The sequence below is a fragment of the Pseudomonas sp. 7P_10.2_Bac1 genome, assembly GCF_025465935.1.
GTDB lineage: Bacteria > Pseudomonadota > Gammaproteobacteria > Pseudomonadales > Pseudomonadaceae > Aquipseudomonas.
Genome location: NZ_JANLNV010000058.1, coordinates 24,802 through 43,276, shown reverse-complemented (window position 1 = coordinate 43,276; position 18,475 = coordinate 24,802). Strand labels below are relative to the sequence as shown.

Here is an 18,475-nt window from a genome sequence, read left to right as displayed (position 1 = left end):
TGCTGCTAAGTCACTTTGGCTGCGATCTTTGAAGGATCAATAGATCGCAGCCTGCGAAAGCTGATCATGCGGCGTTTGACAGGGGCGATCAGAACTCGATGTCGATGGTTTCAACCACATTGAATTGTTCGTCCACCAGGCAACCACGGCGCCATTTATCGAAGGTCAGGCACGGGTGTGAGGTGCCAAAGCTGATAATGTCGCCAATGTTCAGTTCAATGCCCGGCGCGACAGTCATGAAGGCGTGCTGGTCCATGACGGCAGTCACTCGGCAGTCGCTGATGTCGTCGCTCACGGCAGGTACGACGCCTTCGCGGTAACGTTTCAACGGCATCGGCAAGCCCGCATCGTAGGCCACGTCGCGTTTACCCAAGGCCACTACGGCAAAGCCCGGCTCTGGCAGCGATTGCACGTGAGCCCAGACCTCCAATGCCGGGCGCAAGCCTTCGTGCAGATCGCCGCGTCGCTCCAGCACACAGCACTGCGCGTCTTTGTAGATGCCGTGGTCATGCACCACATAACTGCCGGGGCGAAGAACGCTGAGGAAGCGTCCGCTGGCAGACTCGGCGGCGAATGCTTCGGCGATCAAGTCATACCAGGCCGAGCCCGATGCGGTGATGATCGGCGTGTCCAGTGCAAACGCGCCATCTGCTTGCAGTTGCAAGGCCAGCCTTACCAATGACGCGGCGAACGCACGAATCTCGCTGATCGCCTGGTCACCACGAATCACTCCCTCGTAGCCTTCGATCCCCGTCAGTGCGAGGGCTGGCTGGGCATTGATCGCCGCCGCCAGTGCCAGCACTTCTTCTTCGGTACGGCAACCACAACGCCCGCCCACGATGCCGTATTCGATCATGACGTTGAGGCGTTGACCCCGCTCGGCAAAATAGGCGCCAAGCGCCGCGACGTTGTCGGGGTGATCCACCATGCAATAGAACTCGAACGCCGGGTCGTTTTGCAGCTCGGCAATCAGCGCCATGTTAGGTCGGCCCACCAACTGGTTGGCCAGCAGCACCCGGCGTACGCCTGCTGCATACGCAGCACGGGTCTGCACGGCAGTCCCCAAGGTCATGCCCCAGGCGCCCTGCGCCAACTGGCGACGGAACAGGGCCCCCGCCATGCTGGTCTTGCCGTGCGGGGCCAGGACTGCGCCGCTGCGGCTCACGAAATCCTGCATCCAGCGAAGGTTATGGTCCAGCGCTGAGCGGTGGATCACCAGGGCGGGCAAGCTGACGTCACGCAGCAGATTATCGGTGACGCTGGCAGCCCCTTTGGGCACTAGGGCAGTGTTCAATGGCATCGGAAGACCTCGTCTGTCAGACCTTGGCTTTGTAGGCAATGCAGTCGATCTCGACTTTGCAATCGACCATCATCATGGCCTGCACACAAGCACGGGCCGGGGCATGCTCACTTTTGAAGTACGAGGCAAAGACCTTGTTGAAACTCCAGAAGTCGCGCGGGTCTTGCAGCCACACACCGGCCCGCACGACATCTTCGAGGCCATAACCGGCCTCTTCAAGAATCGCGATCAGGTTCTGCATGGTTTTATGGGTTTGCTCGACAATCCCGCCATGGATGATTTCGCCGTTCTCCATGGCCACCTGACCTGAGACGTGCAGCCAGCCGTCGGCCTCGACAGCACGGGCGAAGGGCAAGGGTTGACCACCGGCGCCCACTGCGCCAGTACCGTAACGTTTGATGCTCATAAGCAGGTCTCGGTAGGTTGATTAGGGGCTGTTCCCGGCAGTGTGGCACATGCCTGGCCATCAGCCCAATTGCCACCACGTTGGCAATAACTGTTGCACCTTGGGGTCGGCAAAACGATCGTCGATCAAGAACAAGGTGCCCTGATCACTTTGGGTGCGGATCACCCGTCCTGCTGCTTGCACCACTTTTTGCACCCCCGGATATAGGTAGGTGTAGTCATACCCTGCCCCAAACAAACGGGCCATGCGCTGTTTGATCTGCTCGTTGACCGGGTTCAATTGCGCCAAGCCCAGCGTGGCTACAAATGCCCCGATCAAGCGTGTGCCCGGCAAGTCGATACCTTCGCCAAATGCTCCGCCCAGGACGGCAAAGCCAACCCCCTGACTGGACAAGGTGAACTGATCAAGAAAAGCCTGGCGCGCGGCTTCATCCATCCGCCGGGATTGCAGCCACTGTGGTACCTGCGGATGCCGCTCTGCCAGCCGTTGCGCCACTTGTTGCAGGTAGTCAAAACTGCTGAAAAACGCCAGGTAGTTACCGGGACGCCGCTGGAACTGGTCAGCGATCAACTTAACAATCGGCGCCAGGGAGGCCTCGCGGTGTACATAGCGGGTGGAAATCTGGCTAACCACCTGTACTGAGAGTTGCTCGGCGCTAAATGGCGATTCAACGTCGATCCACACCGTATCCTCAGGCAAGCCCAGCAGGTTGGCGTAGTAGCCACGCGGGCTCAGCGTAGCCGAGAACAGGACATTACTGTGCGCACTGGCCAGCCGCGGGCCAATAAACCCAGCCGGTACGATATTGCGAATGTTGAGCTGCGACAAACGCCGCTTGCCAACGTCGCGCACGCTGACATCGAACAAAAAGTGCGCATCAAACAGCTCTGCGACCCGGTTGAACTGTAGCGCCTCAAAATAAAAGGCCTGCAGAGGACCGCTCAGCCCTTGAGGATGATCGTTGAGGTAGTCACCGATTGCAGTCACGCACCCAGACAAGGCGTTGAGCCACTTGGCGGGCAGTTGCGGGTGAACCTGATAAGGCCCGGACTGATCCTTGTGCAGCGCGTTCCACTCGCGGTTCAGGCGCTTGAAGGGTTTGTCCAGCGGCGCTGGAGCGTTCTGGCGCACGGTATTGAGTGTGTGCTGATCAAGGCTGGCGCTGTACATCTGCCTGGCCCGTTCCACCAGGTTGTGCGCCTCATCCACCAGCGTCGCAACCCGCCACTGGTTGGCCTGAGCCAGACCATACAACAGCGCCGTGAAGTCGAAGTAATAGTTGTAGTCGGCAATCACCAGATCTGACCAGCGGGCCATTTCCTGGCTCAGGTAGTACGGGCAGACTTGATGTTGCAAGGCAATACTGCGCAGTGCCTGCTGGTCCAGTCGCGCGTGGGCCACCGCTGCCTGACGCGCGGTAGGCAAACGATCATAGAAACCCTTGGCAAGTGGGCAGGCGTCACCATTGCAGGCGTTTTCCGGGTATTCGCAGGCCTTGTCCCGCGCGACCAACTCCAGCACCCGCAAGGGTGTTTCAGCACCTCCTGCAAACAACACCTGCGCGGCATCCAGCGCCAATTTGCGGCCCGGGGTCTTGGCGGTCAGAAACAGCAAGGTATCCAGTTGCTGCCTGGGCATGGCCTTGATCAAGGGAAACAAGGTGCCAATGGTTTTGCCGATGCCGGTCGGCGCCTGGGCCATCAGACAGCGGCCTCCGCTGGCGGTCTTGTACACCGCCTCGGCCAAGCTGCGTTGCCCGGTGCGAAACTGTGCATGCGGGAACACCAACTGCTGCGCCGCCGCATCACGAGACTGGCGATGGTCAACCTCTTGCTCGGCCCATTTTAAAAACAACGAGCATTGCTGAACGAAGAAAGACTCCAGGTCGGCGGCGCTCCAGGTTTCTTCGATACGGGTCTCCTTCTCACTCACGATGTCGAAATACACCAGCGCCAGATTGACCTTGGGCAGTTGCAGGCTCTGGCACAGCAACCAGCCATAGACCCGGGCCTGAGCCCAGTGCAATTGGCGATGATTGGCCGGGATCGAGGCAAAGTCGCCACGAAAGGTTTTCACTTCCTCGAGCACGTTTTCCTGCGGGTCATAACCATCTGCACGCCCGCGTACCGTCAAGCCCTGGTACTGGCCTTCAAGACTCACTTCAGCCTGATACCCGGCACTGCGCCGGGAGGCCACCGTCCGATGCCCGGCAATACCCTGCTGGGCCGTGGGCGACGGGGTAAAGCGCAAGTCCAGATCACCGACCTTGGCGGTGAACTCACACAAGGCGCGCACGGCTACGCGATAACTCAAGCGACGTGTTCCTGCCATTGCACGTAACACACGGTGACCGGCATTTGATGTTGCTCACACAGTGCGAGCCAGCGCAGTTGGTTGTCTTGCAGACGGTCGCCTGGGCCTTTGACTTCGATCATGCGGTAAGCCCTTTGCGCCGGCCAAAACTGAATCAGGTCGGGCATGCCGGCCCGGTTGGTCTTGATGTCTTGCAACAAGCGCCGGAACCACACTTTCAAGTGCTCAGGCGGCAAGCACAGCAAGGCATCCTCCAGCAGGGTTTGGCTCACATAATCCCAGGCCACAAAAGGTGACTGCACGCCGAATTTGGCCGTGTAGGTCGCGCGAATCGTGTTCTGGTAATCGCCGCTGTCGAGTTGGGCGAAACAGGCCTCGAACACGTCGGCACGCCGGGCGAAGAAGTCCTGCTCCAGCAGATCGGCCGGGCCGCTCTGGTAAGGGTGGAAAAACGCCCCCGGTAGCGGTGCAAAAATGGCTGGCCAGCAGAGCAGGCCAAACAGACCATTGATCAGGGTGTTTTCAACGTAATACACCGGCGCTTCAGGCGCTTGCAGATGGCTCGCTACCTTGAACTCTACCGACAGCGCTTCATCGCGCTCAAGGCTCAGGTCCAGCCGCTCGGTTGGCAACGCCTTGGGACGTTCAAGGGCCGCCAGCCCCAGCTTGCGGCGCAGCCGCGGGAGCATGCGCAGCAATTGCTGTTGCTCGGCATCAGTGAATGGGGCTTCAGGCGAAGGCTCGGCCAACGCCATAGCCTGGGCAAACTCGCCCAGTAATTCATGCACCCGGATCATGCGCAGACGCGCCTCGGGGTGCTGGCTATGGCGATACACCTCCAGAGCCTGGGCCAGTTCACCAGCCCGCTCGTAGTATTGCCCCATGTGAAACAGCAGACGGGCACGGCGGCGTTGCAACCAACGGTTATCCGTATGGTAGGCGAGCACCCTGGCCTGTATGGCCTGCACCTCCCCTCCCGCTTCAAAGGCTTCGCGGCAAGCGTAAAGGTGCAAGTAACCTTCAATATCTTCCCGGCAGCGCAAGGCCCGTGATTCTGGGCTGAAAGCCACTGTTTCGTAGGTCAACAGCCCCAGATCAGCCAACACCAGATCTGGCCAGCCTTGGCTCAGATTGCCAAAGAACATCAGCCGCAAACGATCGCTGACGTCCCGGTAATTAAGGGTATAGAGGTGCTCATCCAGCTCGGGATGCCACGCGCCCAGGCTTTGTTGATCCGCGAATTCGGCCGACAATTGTTCCAGCCAGTCAGTCTTTTTACCTTTTGGCTGGTCAATATGCGCTCTGAAGCGCTCCAGTATTTCGGGCTTGGTCAGCACATCAAACACTTCGGCCAGTGCCAGCGGCGCTTGATCATTCACCCATCCACTGGTCACCAGAGCTGCTGCAGCGGCCCGAATGTCGCCGATCTCCGGATAACTCAGCTTGCTGGCTCGAAAATGTGCCCCCTTGCGCATGACCATGCGAACCCACAGCGCTTGCGAGGCAGCAGGCAATAGACGGAAATCGGCAATGAACTGCTGCTCATCGACGCTCAAAACGTCGTCATAGCGGGCCGCAACCCAATCGAGTACGTGCTGGAAGTTTTTGAGGTAATAAAACGGATCTTGCAGGGGATCTGAAATCACGGGCACAACAAACCACTGGCGTTGGTTACTGGTTATGCATACAGATAGCAGTTTGCCTATTGTCCTGGCAAACCCTATTGGATGAGTGGTTTGTCAGCGTCCCTGCAAGAGCAAGCTCGCAAGCGATACAAAGATCGCCAGCAAGCGTGCTCAGGCTAGCACCGGTTTCAGGGAGGGTTGATCGGGTCATGTACCCAGAGTTTGGCCAGCAAGGATTTACCGGACTTGAAGTCTGCTTTAGGCATATTGAACAGCACTTGTAGTGACGACAATGGAAGCCCGCTCACCGACTCAAGCCACTCGACGTCGCCCTCTGAAACCGCGCCAGTGCCCATCAGGGCCTGTCGCAACGCATGCTTGGCAGGCTGTTTTTCGGGATAGCACTGCTGTAAAAAACGTTCAAGGCCGCTGGCCTGGTCAGTAAAAGGTGAATACAAAAAGCACATCAGGTGTTCATCTGTCACTCCATGCAACTCAGCCAGATAGAGAGTGATTGTCTGACGCAAATTGTCGATGCGTTTTGGGGTATTAAAATTGCTGACCAACTGTTTGATCAACTGCCCTTTATATCGCTCATTGGCCTGATTGTCGGTTGCGGCCTTACGCAGAAAATCATGCACCCCTATATGGTATTCAACGCCCATGTCACAGACACCGCGAAGTCCTTGCAGATGAGCGGACAATAAAACGACGGCAGCCTGCGGCTCTTCGACATCCAATACTTTTATGTTCCAGTTCCCCTCTACAAACATCAGCACCTGTGAGCTCAAGATATCCGTTTCATAAGAAAGGCAATCAAACACATTGATCACGTTGACCTCATTGCAGGCATTACGGGAACACGTGGGCTTCAACGGTACGGGTAAGTTCAACCACTGTTTGAAGTCATCATCGAGCTTCGAACATAACTTGACGGCACTATCAAAACCTTGTGAATACAGCTTCGTGAACCCATGCCCCTGCTGCAGTGCCACTTGATGTATCCATTGGCTGTAACGCCCCAGATGTTCGCTCGGACGTCGATCAATCAAGGCATCAACCGGTTCGCCCCACTCACAAGCCCGCCAATAGAGCTTGGCCCGTGACAGCAGGTCGCCATAGAAGAACGTCGCCCGTGGCACCCCTCCACAAACATGCCCCGACATCAGGATTTGAGTGCGGTCCATGACTGATGGCAGTGGCTCGAAAGCCACCGGTATATGTTTGTCCAGACGCCTGACTTGTGTTTCGTCCACCAATAGCAGCTCCACCCGAGGATCGTCATACACAAACAGTTCATTGCATTGTGTCTGTATTCGCTCCATGACCTTGGCCGTGACCCGCGGTTGACGTAATACAGCAATACGCAACACAAATGTCTCCGGCGTTCGCCCGGCAATACTCAATTGTGCAGCACGCAGAAATGCCAAGGTGTAAGCGCATTCTTTGCCGCCTTCATGTACCACCAACACCCTATAACGTCCAATACGCTCAAGCCCTCCTGCAGCGACTAATATACGTTGGACCAATAACTGCAATGCGATGCGCTCGGGACGATTAAAGAATCCCAACAGCCGGTGTAGAACTTGTTGATAAACAAAACGCATGGCTTGTTCATGAAAGTTGCTCATGGGCTATTCCTCCAGTTCGACCGCCATATTATCGACAGCCCTCTGCGACAAGCACACCGTTACCTTATAGGCTCACCACAGAACAGATGAGCCCCACATACGCATAGGAATTTACCTACATATAAAACACATACAAAAGAATGTTTTTATAAAATAGAAATACTTGAATGAATCGATCATCACTCCCGCAAACACTTCAAGTGACAGCCAATAAGCCTACTCAGACCAAGCGTTTAATGACGCATAAACAAAGATGCCCTTGACCGGATGGGTCAAGGGCATCGTTTCAAGGGGGAAATTTGGGTCTGTATGAAATGTTTTTCTAGCCAGCCCGACAATACGAGAACAGACCCTAAGCCAGCTCCAGCGCCACGCGTCCACGACATGGGCAGTCATCCATGTAGCGATGCGCCTCGACGCAATCTTCAAACGGGAAAACTTTCACTTCCAGCGGCAGCAATACCTTGTCGGCAGTCAACTGGTTGATTTCGCGCAGGGCGCGCTGAATGGCCTCAACGTCCTGGTCAATGCCCAGCTCCGGTTTGCCAGTGAAGTTACCGATGCAATGCACAAAGAACTGAATGTTCTTCTGGAAGCACGCGCAGGCCGGCAATCGCGTCTGATTCCCCCCTTGCAGGCCGTAGAGCACCAGGCTGCCGCGTGGTGCAAGCACGTCACCCAACACCGACATTTGCGGACCACCCAGTCCATCGAAAACAGCATCCACGCCTCGATTGTCGGTGATCTTGTTGATCTGCATCAGCAGGTCCTGCTCCTCGGTCACGATCACGTGATCGGCGCCCAGACCCAGCAGGTAGTTGCGTTCTTCACTCTCCTTGGTTGCTGCAATGACCTTGGCGCCCAGCGCCTTGCCCAACTGCACAAAAGAGGGCCCCGCACAGTGGCTGGCATCAGTGATCAACACCGACTGTCCCGGCTTGACCCTGGCCAGATCGACGTAGGCAAAGTAGGCGATCAGCAAGGGGGTGTAATGGGTGCAGGCCTGAACCGGGGTCAGAATGTCCGGGTAACGGGTGAGCGCTGAGCGCGGCATCAGGATCAGCTCACCGTAGGTGGGGTAATCGTTGGCACTCTGAGCCGGGAAACTCGCCACCTTGTCGCCGACCGACAAGTCATCAACACCAGCGCCTACGGCAGTTACGATACCTGCCATTTCATGGCCGATACCCGCAGGCAAACGTGCCTGGGTTGGGGCCAGATTCTGGCGCCAGAGCACGTCATACCAACTGATGGCAATCGCTTCGACACGCACCTGCACTTCGCCAGGAGCAGGCGCAGCGACCTCGTGCTCTTCGCACTTGAGCACCTCGGCTGCCCCAAACTTGTGAAAACGGATCGTGCGCGACATCACAAACCTCGCCTTATTAATCGCAATACCACGGGACTTTATCCGGGCTTTGTGCGCAAGACTAACAGACAGCATTAATAGTCGACATGCCTGACATTGATCCGGCGCGTTTTTTTAGTCATGAAAAGGCCGGATACGTTCCCCTAGACGGCAAGAAATTTAGGGCTGAAAGCCCCGAAAATGGTGGCTTCTATCCCAGAATGGCAATCTACTGAGTGACGATTTATCAACTTTGCCAGTAAGATCCGTTCCTGACTACCCGTTGACCTTTCAGTGAATCCTGCCAGATGAACCGTAACGACTTGCGTCGCGTCGATCTGAACTTGCTGATCGTCTTCGAAACCTTGATGCATGAACGCAGTGTGACCCGTGCCGCCGAGAAGCTTTTTCTGGGGCAGCCGGCAATCAGTGCGGCCCTTTCACGCCTGCGTAATCTGTTCGACGACCCTTTGTTCGTACGCACGGGGCGGAGTATGGAACCGACTGCGCGGGCGATCGAGATCTTCGCCCTGCTCTCCCCGGCGCTCGACTCCATCTCTACGGCCGTCAGTCGCGCCTCCGAATTCGACCCGGCCACCAGTACCTCGGTATTTCGCATTGGCTTGTCAGACGACGTTGAGTTTGCCCTGCTGCCGCTGCTGCTCAAACGCCTGCGGGCTGAAGCACCAGGGATTGTGCTGGTAGTGCGTCGGGTCAACTACCTGCTGATGCCGCCCCTGCTCGCCTCTGGAGAAATATCAGTGGGCGTCAGCTACACCACTGACCTGCCAGCCAACGCCAAGCGCAAAGTGCTACGCCGCACGCAATACAAATTGCTGCGCGCTGACACCATGCCGGGCGCACTGAGCCTGGACGATTTCTGCGCAAGACCGCATGCCCTTGTGTCCTTTGCCGGAGACTTGAGCGGCTACATCGATACCGAGCTGGAAAAAACCGGACGCAAGCGCCACGTCGTACTCGCGGTGCCGCAGTTCAATGGGCTGAGCACACTACTGGCCGGTACCGATATCGTCGCCATGGTCCCTGACTACACCGCCGAAGCTCTCACAGCAGCGGGCGGCGTGCGCGCCGAAGACCCGCCGCTTGAGTTGCAAAGCTATGAACTGCACATGGCCTGGCGCGGAGCGCAGGACAACGACCCGGGTGAACGCTGGTTGCGGTCGAGGATTCAGATGTTTTTTGGCGACCCTGAGAGTCTTTAGGCGTTGTCGGGCAGGGTGTTAATTTGATCATTTCTGGTTTTTCATAGGCCATGGAGGTCTACACACTTCCAGAGGATGAAATACTTGGGGGCATATCTGAGGGCATGTATTGGGAACGTTGAAACAGATGCCCCCAGTTCAAGGTCCAACACACCCCTTCGCGAAATATCACTCGCGGTTGCTCCCAGCCGCCGTAGAGCGCTATACAGCTACCTCGTTTGATGGCCGACTAGCGCTGGAGGCCTTGTCGCTAAAATGGTCGCTTGAAGCTATCCTCGCGGATAAGCTGCCAACTTCCGACTACTGTCATAGCTACAAGTCTTTAACTTATCATTAGAATGGCTGGCATCACATGGCTCGCACCCCCAAACCTTTGTTCGAAACTTATGATATTTTTATCGAACAAGAAAATGCTGCGAGATGCGGGCATTACTGTTGTTGTCGGACTCTTGGCCGAGGAAGCCGTTAAGGACTTGGGTGGTTTTTCGTAAACAAATCAGGTGAATCAGTGGATCGCAACGATGAATAGATCGCTAACCAGCAGCTTAGTATCGCCTTCGGCTATATCCACGCACCTGGCTTAGCTCGTGGACTTTATCGTAAATTATTCGATTGGCTCAGCCGCCGCACGGCCTGATGATTCAAGCCATCAGGCTCGCGCGTGGTTTGCATTGATATAGGGCGGCTCACCTATTATTGCTAAGCGTTACCTGACAATCATCTTATGTCTTTACTTCGTCGTCAGTCCGTCGAACTGACCGAACCAACTGCGCCAAATCGACTTTTCCATTTGCCGACAATGGAAGGCTGTCGAGGAACTGGATTTGGCCGAACATGTAGTCAGGGTCGACCTCTTGCTTCAGCCACGCCTTCAAAACGCATTCGGTATCTCTGCCTTTTTCCGTTAAAGACACAAACAGCTTCGCGACCTCGTTTCCTTCATCGTCTGTAATACCGACTACGGTACAAAGCTCCACTAATGGATGGCGGTAGACAATAGCTTCCAAGTCACGTGGGTAGAGGCAAAAACCGCGCTGTTTGATAAGGTCTTTGCTTCGCCCTTTAAAATGCAGTAACCCCTCTTCGTCCTGAATGAACAGATCTCCCGTCGCCAGCCAATTATCATCGCGGTACAGGCCATTGTGCAGGCGTGCACCTCCATCGTTGTCTTGATTGAAATATCGTTGGAATACAGAGACCCCGCGGACAAACAAGGTGCCAACTACACCTCGAGGCACCTCTTGCAGGTACGTAGTATCATCATGTTCCCTTACCTCGTGAAAAACTTTGGCATCCAGCCCCGGCATCGGTATGCCTACCGAATCGGGAGATTGCGCAAGCTGCTCAGCGGGCAGGTACGACACACGCTTGGATTCAGTCAGGCCATACATCTTGACAACCTGTGCATCCGGAAAGCGCCGATCGAGGCCAAGTGCCGTGGGTACAGGCAACACCCCTCCAGTACTGGTGATCAAACGCACGCCTCGGACTTCGATACCAAATTTGTCCAGGTACTTGTGAAGCGCGGTAGCGAGTGCAGGAATGAGTGGAAGCACTGTGACCTGCCGTTCCTCAACCAGCTTCAACAATGAAAGAGGGTTAATACCGCGTGAGCACATTACCAATCGACACTCAGTGGCCAGGCAGAAAAGCAGTTGGTAAAGGCCATAGTCGAAGGAAAGCGGCGAAATCAACAAAACCGTGTCGCTCCTACCTATCTTTAAATAGGCCAGGATCGAGCGTATCGAAGAAATCACGTTTGCGTGGGTAAGCATAATTCCCTTTGGCTTACCGGTACTGCCCGAGGTGTAAATGATCAGCGCCAAGTCTACTCCGGTGAGGCCAGGAGCAGTCAGGTAGCGAAAGGGAGACGGCATCAACTGTGCACTGTCCGGTCGTTGCAATCTCAGCTCTCCTGTGGCCGGGTTAAGCACATAGTCAGCTACACAGTCATCAGCAATCCCCTGCAACGCTGAAGGGGCTACATCACTCTTCACTGGAACTACGACCCCACCGTGGTACCAGACAGCCAGCAACGCAGCGACCGTCTCCAGGCTGTTCGAGACTCGAACCACAACCCTACTTTGGTGACGGATCGCAGCACAGTTCTGCACCATTGCCTCCAAGCAGGGATGTAGGCAATCACCGTTTTCTTGATCAGTACTGATCTGCCCGCTCCAAGTCCCCTGGATAAGGCCAGCCACCAAGTCTTTCAACGTAAAAATGCTATCCATTAACGGTCACTTCCATTTAAACGTTTTGACGGCAATGACGAAAAGCACCAAGCACATCGCCAACAGGACAACAAGGCTGGGCATATTGCTGGTCAGCCCCTCGTTGTAATAGAGCTGAGCTTCCAACAGATCAAAAAGGTGGCTCGCGGGCAAGACTTGCGCGGCATTGATGAGCCAACCAGGGAAAAAGGCTTTTGGAAATGTGGAACCACTGAGAAAAAGCATGACCAGAAAGATCGCGTTGGCGGTCGCTGTAGCCGTGGGTGGGTGAGCGCACAGGTTGGCGATAATCAAACCAATGGAGCAGAACAACACAGTGGCGACCACTGTGAGGAAAGCGATAGCGAAGAAGTTGCCATGGGGCGTAACCGAGAACAATAACGTTGAGCCTGCATACACCAACGCCATGCCCAGGATGACAGTCACCAACTGACGCAGGATCAGTGCAGCCAACACCTGCGCTGGTTGCAGGTCAGTCAGTTTGAGTCGCTTGTATATGCCCGAATGCAGGTCTGCCGACAGCACAGTAGCCAACGCGAAAATACCACCGGACATCATCGTCAGCACATAGACGCCCGTGACCGTTATCAGCCTGGGATCGCTACCTGTGGCGTCCGACTTCCCGCTACCACCGAATACTGAAAGCATCAATAACAGCATTGCCACCGGGTAGACGAACGACCAGAATAAAGCGATCCTGCTGCGTGAGGCCAGTACGCACTGAGCAACGAAAAAGCTTATGAATAATCTCACGACACCGCCTCCTCGGTTATTTTTACAAATACACTTTGCAGAGACTCTTTTCCGATTTCGATCCTCGACAAAGGGTAAAGATCGCAAAGATCGCTGAGCTTGCGCATCACGTCAGCATCGATAGCTTGCACATTGAATGAACAGACGCCGTTAATTAACTGTACGTTCGCAAAACCATAGGCTTCTATCGCAGGTATCGCCACATCACCCTTGAAGCACAACTCGACATTGCACCGATTATTATACCGGCGAATTATATTTTGAGGTGTATCAGTCACCACCAATTCGCCTTTACTCAATATGGATACCCGGTCCGCCAGCGCTTCCGCTTCCTCGATGTAATGCGACGTGAAAATAATAGTCTTCCCCTCTTCTTTTAGAACACGAATAAGCTCCCAAATTTTGAGCCTTACTTGTGGGTCAAGCGCCGTGGTCGGCTCATCGAAGAATAAAATTTCAGGATCATTAACCAGTGCCAAAACAATTGCCAGCTGTTGTTTCTGCCCCCCCGAAAGATGCCTGAAGGTGCTGCCGAGCTTGTCCTTGAGATTCATCATCTCTAAATAGCGCGGAATGGCAGTTGAGGGCGAACGGTAAAAGTTGCTGTAATACTTTATCAGTTCTCTGACCGTCAGCCGGTCGTAGTACATCTGGCTCTGAAATACCGGTCCGATTCGCGGCATTTCGGACACCTCCCCGCCCTTGTCGACATACTCAACGGTCCCCTCATCTATAGAGCGCAGGCCCATCAAGATTTCGAGAGCGGTCGTCTTGCCTGAACCGTTGGGGCCCAGCAGCGCGAAAACCTCGCCTCGTTCAACCGTGAGAGAAATACCTTTGAGTGCGTGCACATCACGATATCTCTTTACCAATCCATTTACGCGAATGACATTCACCGAATGCGCTCCTTCAGTGGGGACTCAAACAACCATCTCGAAGGCAATCATTTGGTTATGAATGTCCAAGAGTGAGGTCATCTCGTCAAACTCCAGACGAGAAGGGTCGATCTGAAAATCGCTGTAGATTTCCTCGCAGCCGATAATGACCTCGACGATATTGAGAGAATCAATGCCTATCTCTGACAGCGGAACGGTCGCGTCCACCGTTTCAGTCTTTACCGCCTCGGCGGTAATGTGTTGCAGTTGCTCCAGCAGCTCTGGGAATTCAATCATTGTTTCATTTCCGTTTGTCATGATGCGTCCTTAGAAAACATGGTTGGTGTAAGAAAGGCCCACCCCAACACCCTTGGATACCGAGCCGAACTCAGTACCTGTTGTGCCATGGAATGTATTAAAATTTAATGAAACTTCCGACGCGCCGCCTATTTCTCGCATCAGAGAAAACGAAGTCATGTAACTGTTGTCATCAAGGTTAAACATAACGCTGGGCTTCCATTGCAGCGCCCACTCATCGATGTACCCGGTATAAGATGGGTAGACATAATTCCTTCTCAAGTACTCCTGTTCAAATAAACTATTATTCCCTACGATTGATGCGCCACCTTTTTGCGGAGCCGTTTGTTGAAAGCCTCGGCCATTATGAAAGTACTCCAGGCTAACTCTTCTTTTCTCATCAATGAAATGGGTCAAGCTGAGGTAAACGTCTTCGTAATTATCGACACCGCTGAGACTTTCCAACCGGATTCCACGCCGCCAAGGAGCCAGCATGCGCCGACGATCCACATCAACATGAACAGCTTCCAGTGAAAAAGTTATAGCGCCTGGTAAATTCCCGTCCATTACCAGGCCCTTTTTGCTGGAATAATCACCGTTGTGGCTATAAAGCAAGGATGCGCCTATCCAACCGCGGACACTGGCGCGCAAAGCGAATTGATTGCCATCGTAAAAGTGGTTGTCTTGGGACGACACCAGCATCGACAGATCTGCAGAACTGCCGATCAAGTCGTATCGCAACTGATCAACGCCGCGATAACGATAGGGGTTTTTTTGATCAATGTTCTTTGTCGAGAACCCGTTATCAATCAAGTCCGCCGGGCGCCACTGAAAACCTGAACTCCAGCCAAGCACACGGCGTCCCACGGTGAGCGCCTGATCCCCATTGTCGGTTCGCTGCTGGTAGTAGTATTCCAGCGCGGTTAATCGGTTCTGGTACTCGTCATTTTGGGCCGACTCACGTTCCTCATAGTTGCCAACCAATCGCCCGGCCACCAACGCGGTGCTGTTCGGTTTCCAAGTGGCGGCCCCATCCAGAAACGCATCCTGCCTGGAACGATGCCCCCCCGCGTCACCGCCGACTCCTGGCAGGTATGTCCCTTGGTAGAGCGCGTCCAAGGTGCCCGACCATGCAGAGAAGGACGTGCTTTCAACCGCCGGCAAACCGGAAGTCTCATTCGCCGCAAACGGATCAACCAACGCTAGACCTGAAGCCGCGCTCTGCACCAATGGGGCTTCGACTTCTCCCCTTTCCTTACCTGAGACAGCGGCGCCTGCATTGCCCGCGACAGTCATCAGATAACACAGTGCAACCAACCCATGCTTTGACATCTCGCTCACCTATCGGCCCACGGGGAAGTGAGCCGACTGGATCTGCGTAAAGTCGTCGTCCACCAAAGAGATGGCGTTCAACTTCGCGTCCAGGATTGCGATTTCATAACGGAAAAAGAACCGCATGGCGTACAGTTTGCCCTGGTAGAAATCCGCGTCGGTTGCACTCGGCGAATCATCCAGCCCGGCCTGTGCCGCGAGCGCATTTTCGAGCAATAGCCAACCGACCAGCATGTCACCAAAAGCGCCCATGAACCGAGTCGCCATCAGGTAGATCTGCTCAATGTGCCCCGCCGAAAGCCAGGCTCCGAATGTTGCCAGTGTATTAGCGACCACCGTCAGTGCTCGCTCAAGCGCATCGAATTGGTCATTGAAGTGCGGGTAACTGTCACGGCGGTCTAGAACCATTCGGATCTCGTCCCGCAACCCGTTGAAGGCCTTGGAGGCCTTGCCCATAGCGAGCTTGGAGCGAATTAAATCGGCCGATTGAACGTAATTGGTGCCCTCCCAGATGCTCATGATCTTGACGTCTCGGCAGTACTGCTCGACGGGAAAGGCACTGGTATAACCGTAGCCGCCGTGGACCTGGATAGCGGTTTCACACACGCGCCAGGCTTGGTCCGAGCACCATGCCTTAACCACCGGAGTCAGCAGGTCCGCCAAGGCTTCATAGCGTTTTCGCAACACCTTGCTCTCGCCTTCAGCGTCACGCATGGCTGCCGCCAGCGAGGAATAGTGAGCTGCTTTCAAGACCAAAGCGCGCATCCCCTCCACCCTGGCCTTCATATCCATCAGCATTCGCCGCACATCCATGTGCTCAATGATCGGCAAACGGTTGGAAGGGACGGCCATCACGGCACGTACGCTGCTACCTTGTATACGCTCACGGGCGTACTCGACGGCGTTGTAATACGCTGAAGACGCAATACCCATTGCATAAGTGCCGGTGGCCACCCGAGCCAGGTTCATCAGCAACATCAACTGTGACAGGCCCATACCTTCACTCTGCCCCAGCAAAGTGCCGTAGCAATGCCCCTCGGCACCGAAGGAAAGCTGGACCGTCGCGTTCCCCTTCAGGCCCATCTTGCCTTCAACCGCATCGCAGGCAACATGGTTGTACTCACCTGGCGTACCGTCCTCATTGAGCCGATAACGGGTCACAACGAAGCAGCTCAAACCCCGAGTGCCGGCAACCGCGCCCTCTACACGGGCGAGTACGAAGTAGACAATATTGTCGGTCAGGTCATGCATGCCCGAAGATATAAAGACTTTGCCTCCCTCTATACGGTACAAGCCGTTTTCCATAGGGATTGCTCGGGTGCGGATCGCGCCCACATCGGAACCTGCATCGGGCTCGGTCATCACCATTGAGGCGGTCATGGTCGGCGTCGCCAACGCCTGGCAAAATTGGTGCTGCTGCAAGTCCGTACCGTGCTTGAGCAGAAGATAGATGGCGCCGACGTTGAATCCCGGATAGACGCAGAATGCGGGGTCAGCCCCATACAGAATGCCGTATACCGCCTGATTGAGAACGTAAGGGGTGCCGGTGCCGCCCAATTCGGGCGGCGCGGAGAGAGCACACAGGCCAGCGTGCGTGTAGGCCTCCCAGACCTTTTTGTACACCGGTGGCGCAGACACCTGCACAGCGGAGACTCGCGTGCAGCCTTCTTTGTCGGCCAATTGATAGCTGCGTCCCAAATAGTCACGTGCGAACTTCGTCGCTGCATCGATCACTTGCTCGCACACAACCCGGTCGACGTGCGCAAACGCCTTCGATTGCAGCACGTTCTCTTGAATACGCAGCACCTCAAACAATTGAAAATGGATATCACGCTCGTCAAGCTTGAACGAGGACCGGTGCGCGGAAAGACACGACATGTCATTCATGGATGTTAGAGTCTCGCTGAGGCTTAGAAATGGCGGACGTTGAAAGACGGCGCAATATGGATATTGGCGAAGCAGTAGTAACCACGTAATGCCAGAGACCCCAGCACAACCCTGCGCCCGGCAAGCGTCAGCCGGGCATGCTCATGCAACACCGCAATCCAGGGATCACTGCCGAAGGCGTGCCCGTAAGTTGCGTGGCAGTCGCCCAGCAAGCTGAACTCTTTCAGCGAACGCCGCAGCGGGACTGACATATTGTCTGGGAAGAACGGCAGCGACAGGAGCTCGGACTGGAATTGCCGGGCCGCCTGTTTAGCCACACTGGCGAAGGCGATAATATTGTTGCCGCCGGCTGCGGCACCGGTCATGACAGGCGATGCCGACTGCTCATCTTCCATGAGAGAAAAGAACAGGGTCGTGATGCCAAACCCGGACTTCCCCCACGCCGGATTACTTTTCCACGTGGTCATTTCCATCGAATTCACGTCCAGAATAGAGATAGCAAATGAATTGGGACCGCCCTTGTTTTTCAAGTGGTGGCGCAGGCAATAGCCCCAGCAGGCACACTCGTAGGCGTGGGTAAAACTTGTCGGAACTTGATGTTCGGGTCCAAGCAGAGATGACGCTTCAACCGCGGCTGCGCTAAAGATCGAATCCATCATCGTGCTGCACAGGTAATGGTGAGCCACCGATGAATAACGCTCCTGGCCGATCGTCGCAACATGTCGCTGTAAGACCTCAGTGATTTCACGGGCGCTGCGTGCGATGTCCGCGGTAGCTGCATTCGATTCGACTGGCGAATAGACCATATCGGTCAGGCTGACCCTATACATGTTCGCGCTCCTGCTCATGCCGTCTGCCCTGCCCTTGCGGTGCAAGCAGCGCAATTATGCTGGCGGGCACAGGAAGAATGGTCCGCGAGCCACGTTCCAGGCAGACCATGCGCGTACTCAGTTGCAAGCACCGCTTCCCGGCCTTGGTGATGTCCGTCTCCCAGTTCAGCCCGGTACGATCAATGCTGCTCAAGCGCGTGTGAATGCAGACTTCATCCTCGAGGAAGATCGGGGCCAAGTACTTGGCGGTCAAACGCCTGACCACCATAGAGAACCCGTGCTCAGAGCCGATACGGCTCAACGCCATGCTCCGCTCACGAAACCAGGCGTGATAGCCGTACTCGGCAAGCTCGATATAGCGTGCGTGATGCATGACGCCACCGGCGTCGGTATCTGCAAAGGCTACGACATACGGGACCAT

General features: G+C 55.3%; 15 protein-coding genes. 1 reads left to right on the top strand and 14 read right to left on the bottom strand.

The genetic code is table 11. From position 1 onward, the window contains the following. Positions 1 to 88: 88 nt before the first annotated feature. The 6 genes from NTD86_RS10055 to NTD86_RS10030 form a co-directional block, all read right to left on the bottom strand. A complete protein-coding gene (locus NTD86_RS10055) occupies positions 89 to 1,300 on the bottom strand; it encodes an amino acid deaminase (protein WP_262202053.1) in 1,212 nt (403 codons plus the stop codon). A 16-nt stretch (positions 1,301 to 1,316) separates the two neighbouring features. Then, the gene (locus tag NTD86_RS10050; RefSeq protein ID WP_262202052.1) at positions 1,317 to 1,706 is read right to left on the bottom strand and encodes a RidA family protein; all 390 of its coding nucleotides are present in this window, start codon (positions 1,704 to 1,706) and stop codon (positions 1,317 to 1,319) included. Between the two features lie 60 nt (positions 1,707 to 1,766). After that, positions 1,767 to 4,019, bottom strand: coding sequence for an ATP-dependent DNA helicase (locus NTD86_RS10045; protein WP_262202051.1), 2,253 nt, complete (start codon positions 4,017 to 4,019; stop codon positions 1,767 to 1,769). Further along, entirely contained in the window at positions 4,016 to 5,665 is a 1,650-nt protein-coding gene (locus NTD86_RS10040; RefSeq protein ID WP_262202050.1) for a VRR-NUC domain-containing protein, read from the bottom strand. The genes NTD86_RS10045 and NTD86_RS10040 overlap by 4 nt, the downstream gene beginning before the upstream one ends. 167 nt (positions 5,666 to 5,832) lie before the next feature. Next, entirely contained in the window at positions 5,833 to 7,275 is a 1,443-nt protein-coding gene (locus tag NTD86_RS10035; RefSeq protein ID WP_262202048.1) for a hypothetical protein, read from the bottom strand. 352 nt (positions 7,276 to 7,627) lie between these two features. Next, positions 7,628 to 8,644, bottom strand: a complete 1,017-nt coding sequence (locus tag NTD86_RS10030; RefSeq protein ID WP_262202047.1) for a zinc-dependent alcohol dehydrogenase family protein — start codon at positions 8,642 to 8,644, stop codon at positions 7,628 to 7,630. Between the two features lie 287 nt (positions 8,645 to 8,931). Here NTD86_RS10030 and NTD86_RS10025 point away from each other — a divergent pair, with 287 nt between their 5' ends. Then, positions 8,932 to 9,846: a LysR family transcriptional regulator gene (locus NTD86_RS10025; RefSeq protein ID WP_262202045.1), complete on the top strand. Its 915-nt coding sequence runs from the start codon at positions 8,932 to 8,934 to the stop codon at positions 9,844 to 9,846. Between the two features lie 722 nt (positions 9,847 to 10,568). Here NTD86_RS10025 and NTD86_RS10020 read toward each other — a convergent pair. From NTD86_RS10020 to NTD86_RS09985, 8 genes are read right to left on the bottom strand one after another with little or no spacing between them, the layout of a single operon-like run. Next, on the bottom strand, positions 10,569 to 12,080 hold the full coding sequence (locus NTD86_RS10020) for a class I adenylate-forming enzyme family protein (protein ID WP_071483321.1): 1,512 nt from the start codon (positions 12,078 to 12,080) through the stop codon (positions 10,569 to 10,571). A 6-nt stretch (positions 12,081 to 12,086) separates the two neighbouring features. Further along, on the bottom strand, positions 12,087 to 12,833 hold the full coding sequence (locus NTD86_RS10015) for an ABC transporter permease (RefSeq protein ID WP_262202044.1): 747 nt from the start codon (positions 12,831 to 12,833) through the stop codon (positions 12,087 to 12,089). Further along, positions 12,830 to 13,729 (bottom strand): ABC transporter ATP-binding protein, encoded by a 900-nt coding sequence (locus NTD86_RS10010; protein ID WP_071483323.1) that lies wholly within the window; start codon positions 13,727 to 13,729, stop codon positions 12,830 to 12,832. Before NTD86_RS10010 ends, NTD86_RS10015 begins: the two co-directional genes overlap by 4 nt. A 24-nt stretch (positions 13,730 to 13,753) precedes the next feature. Further along, complete coding sequence (locus tag NTD86_RS10005) at positions 13,754 to 14,026, bottom strand: phosphopantetheine-binding protein (RefSeq protein ID WP_083374522.1); 273 nt, start codon at positions 14,024 to 14,026, stop codon at positions 13,754 to 13,756. Between the two features lie 9 nt (positions 14,027 to 14,035). Further along, the gene (locus NTD86_RS10000; RefSeq protein WP_262202043.1) at positions 14,036 to 15,337 is read right to left on the bottom strand and encodes a hypothetical protein; all 1,302 of its coding nucleotides are present in this window, start codon (positions 15,335 to 15,337) and stop codon (positions 14,036 to 14,038) included. A 9-nt stretch (positions 15,338 to 15,346) separates the two neighbouring features. After that, the gene (locus tag NTD86_RS09995) at positions 15,347 to 17,215 is read right to left on the bottom strand and encodes an acyl-CoA dehydrogenase (RefSeq protein ID WP_071483326.1); all 1,869 of its coding nucleotides are present in this window, start codon (positions 17,213 to 17,215) and stop codon (positions 15,347 to 15,349) included. A 32-nt stretch (positions 17,216 to 17,247) separates the two neighbouring features. Continuing rightward, positions 17,248 to 18,054: a hypothetical protein gene (locus tag NTD86_RS09990; RefSeq protein ID WP_071483327.1), complete on the bottom strand. Its 807-nt coding sequence runs from the start codon at positions 18,052 to 18,054 to the stop codon at positions 17,248 to 17,250. Next, the gene (locus NTD86_RS09985) at positions 18,047 to 18,475 is read right to left on the bottom strand and encodes an acyl-CoA thioesterase (protein ID WP_071483328.1); all 429 of its coding nucleotides are present in this window, start codon (positions 18,473 to 18,475) and stop codon (positions 18,047 to 18,049) included. The genes NTD86_RS09990 and NTD86_RS09985 overlap by 8 nt, the downstream gene beginning before the upstream one ends.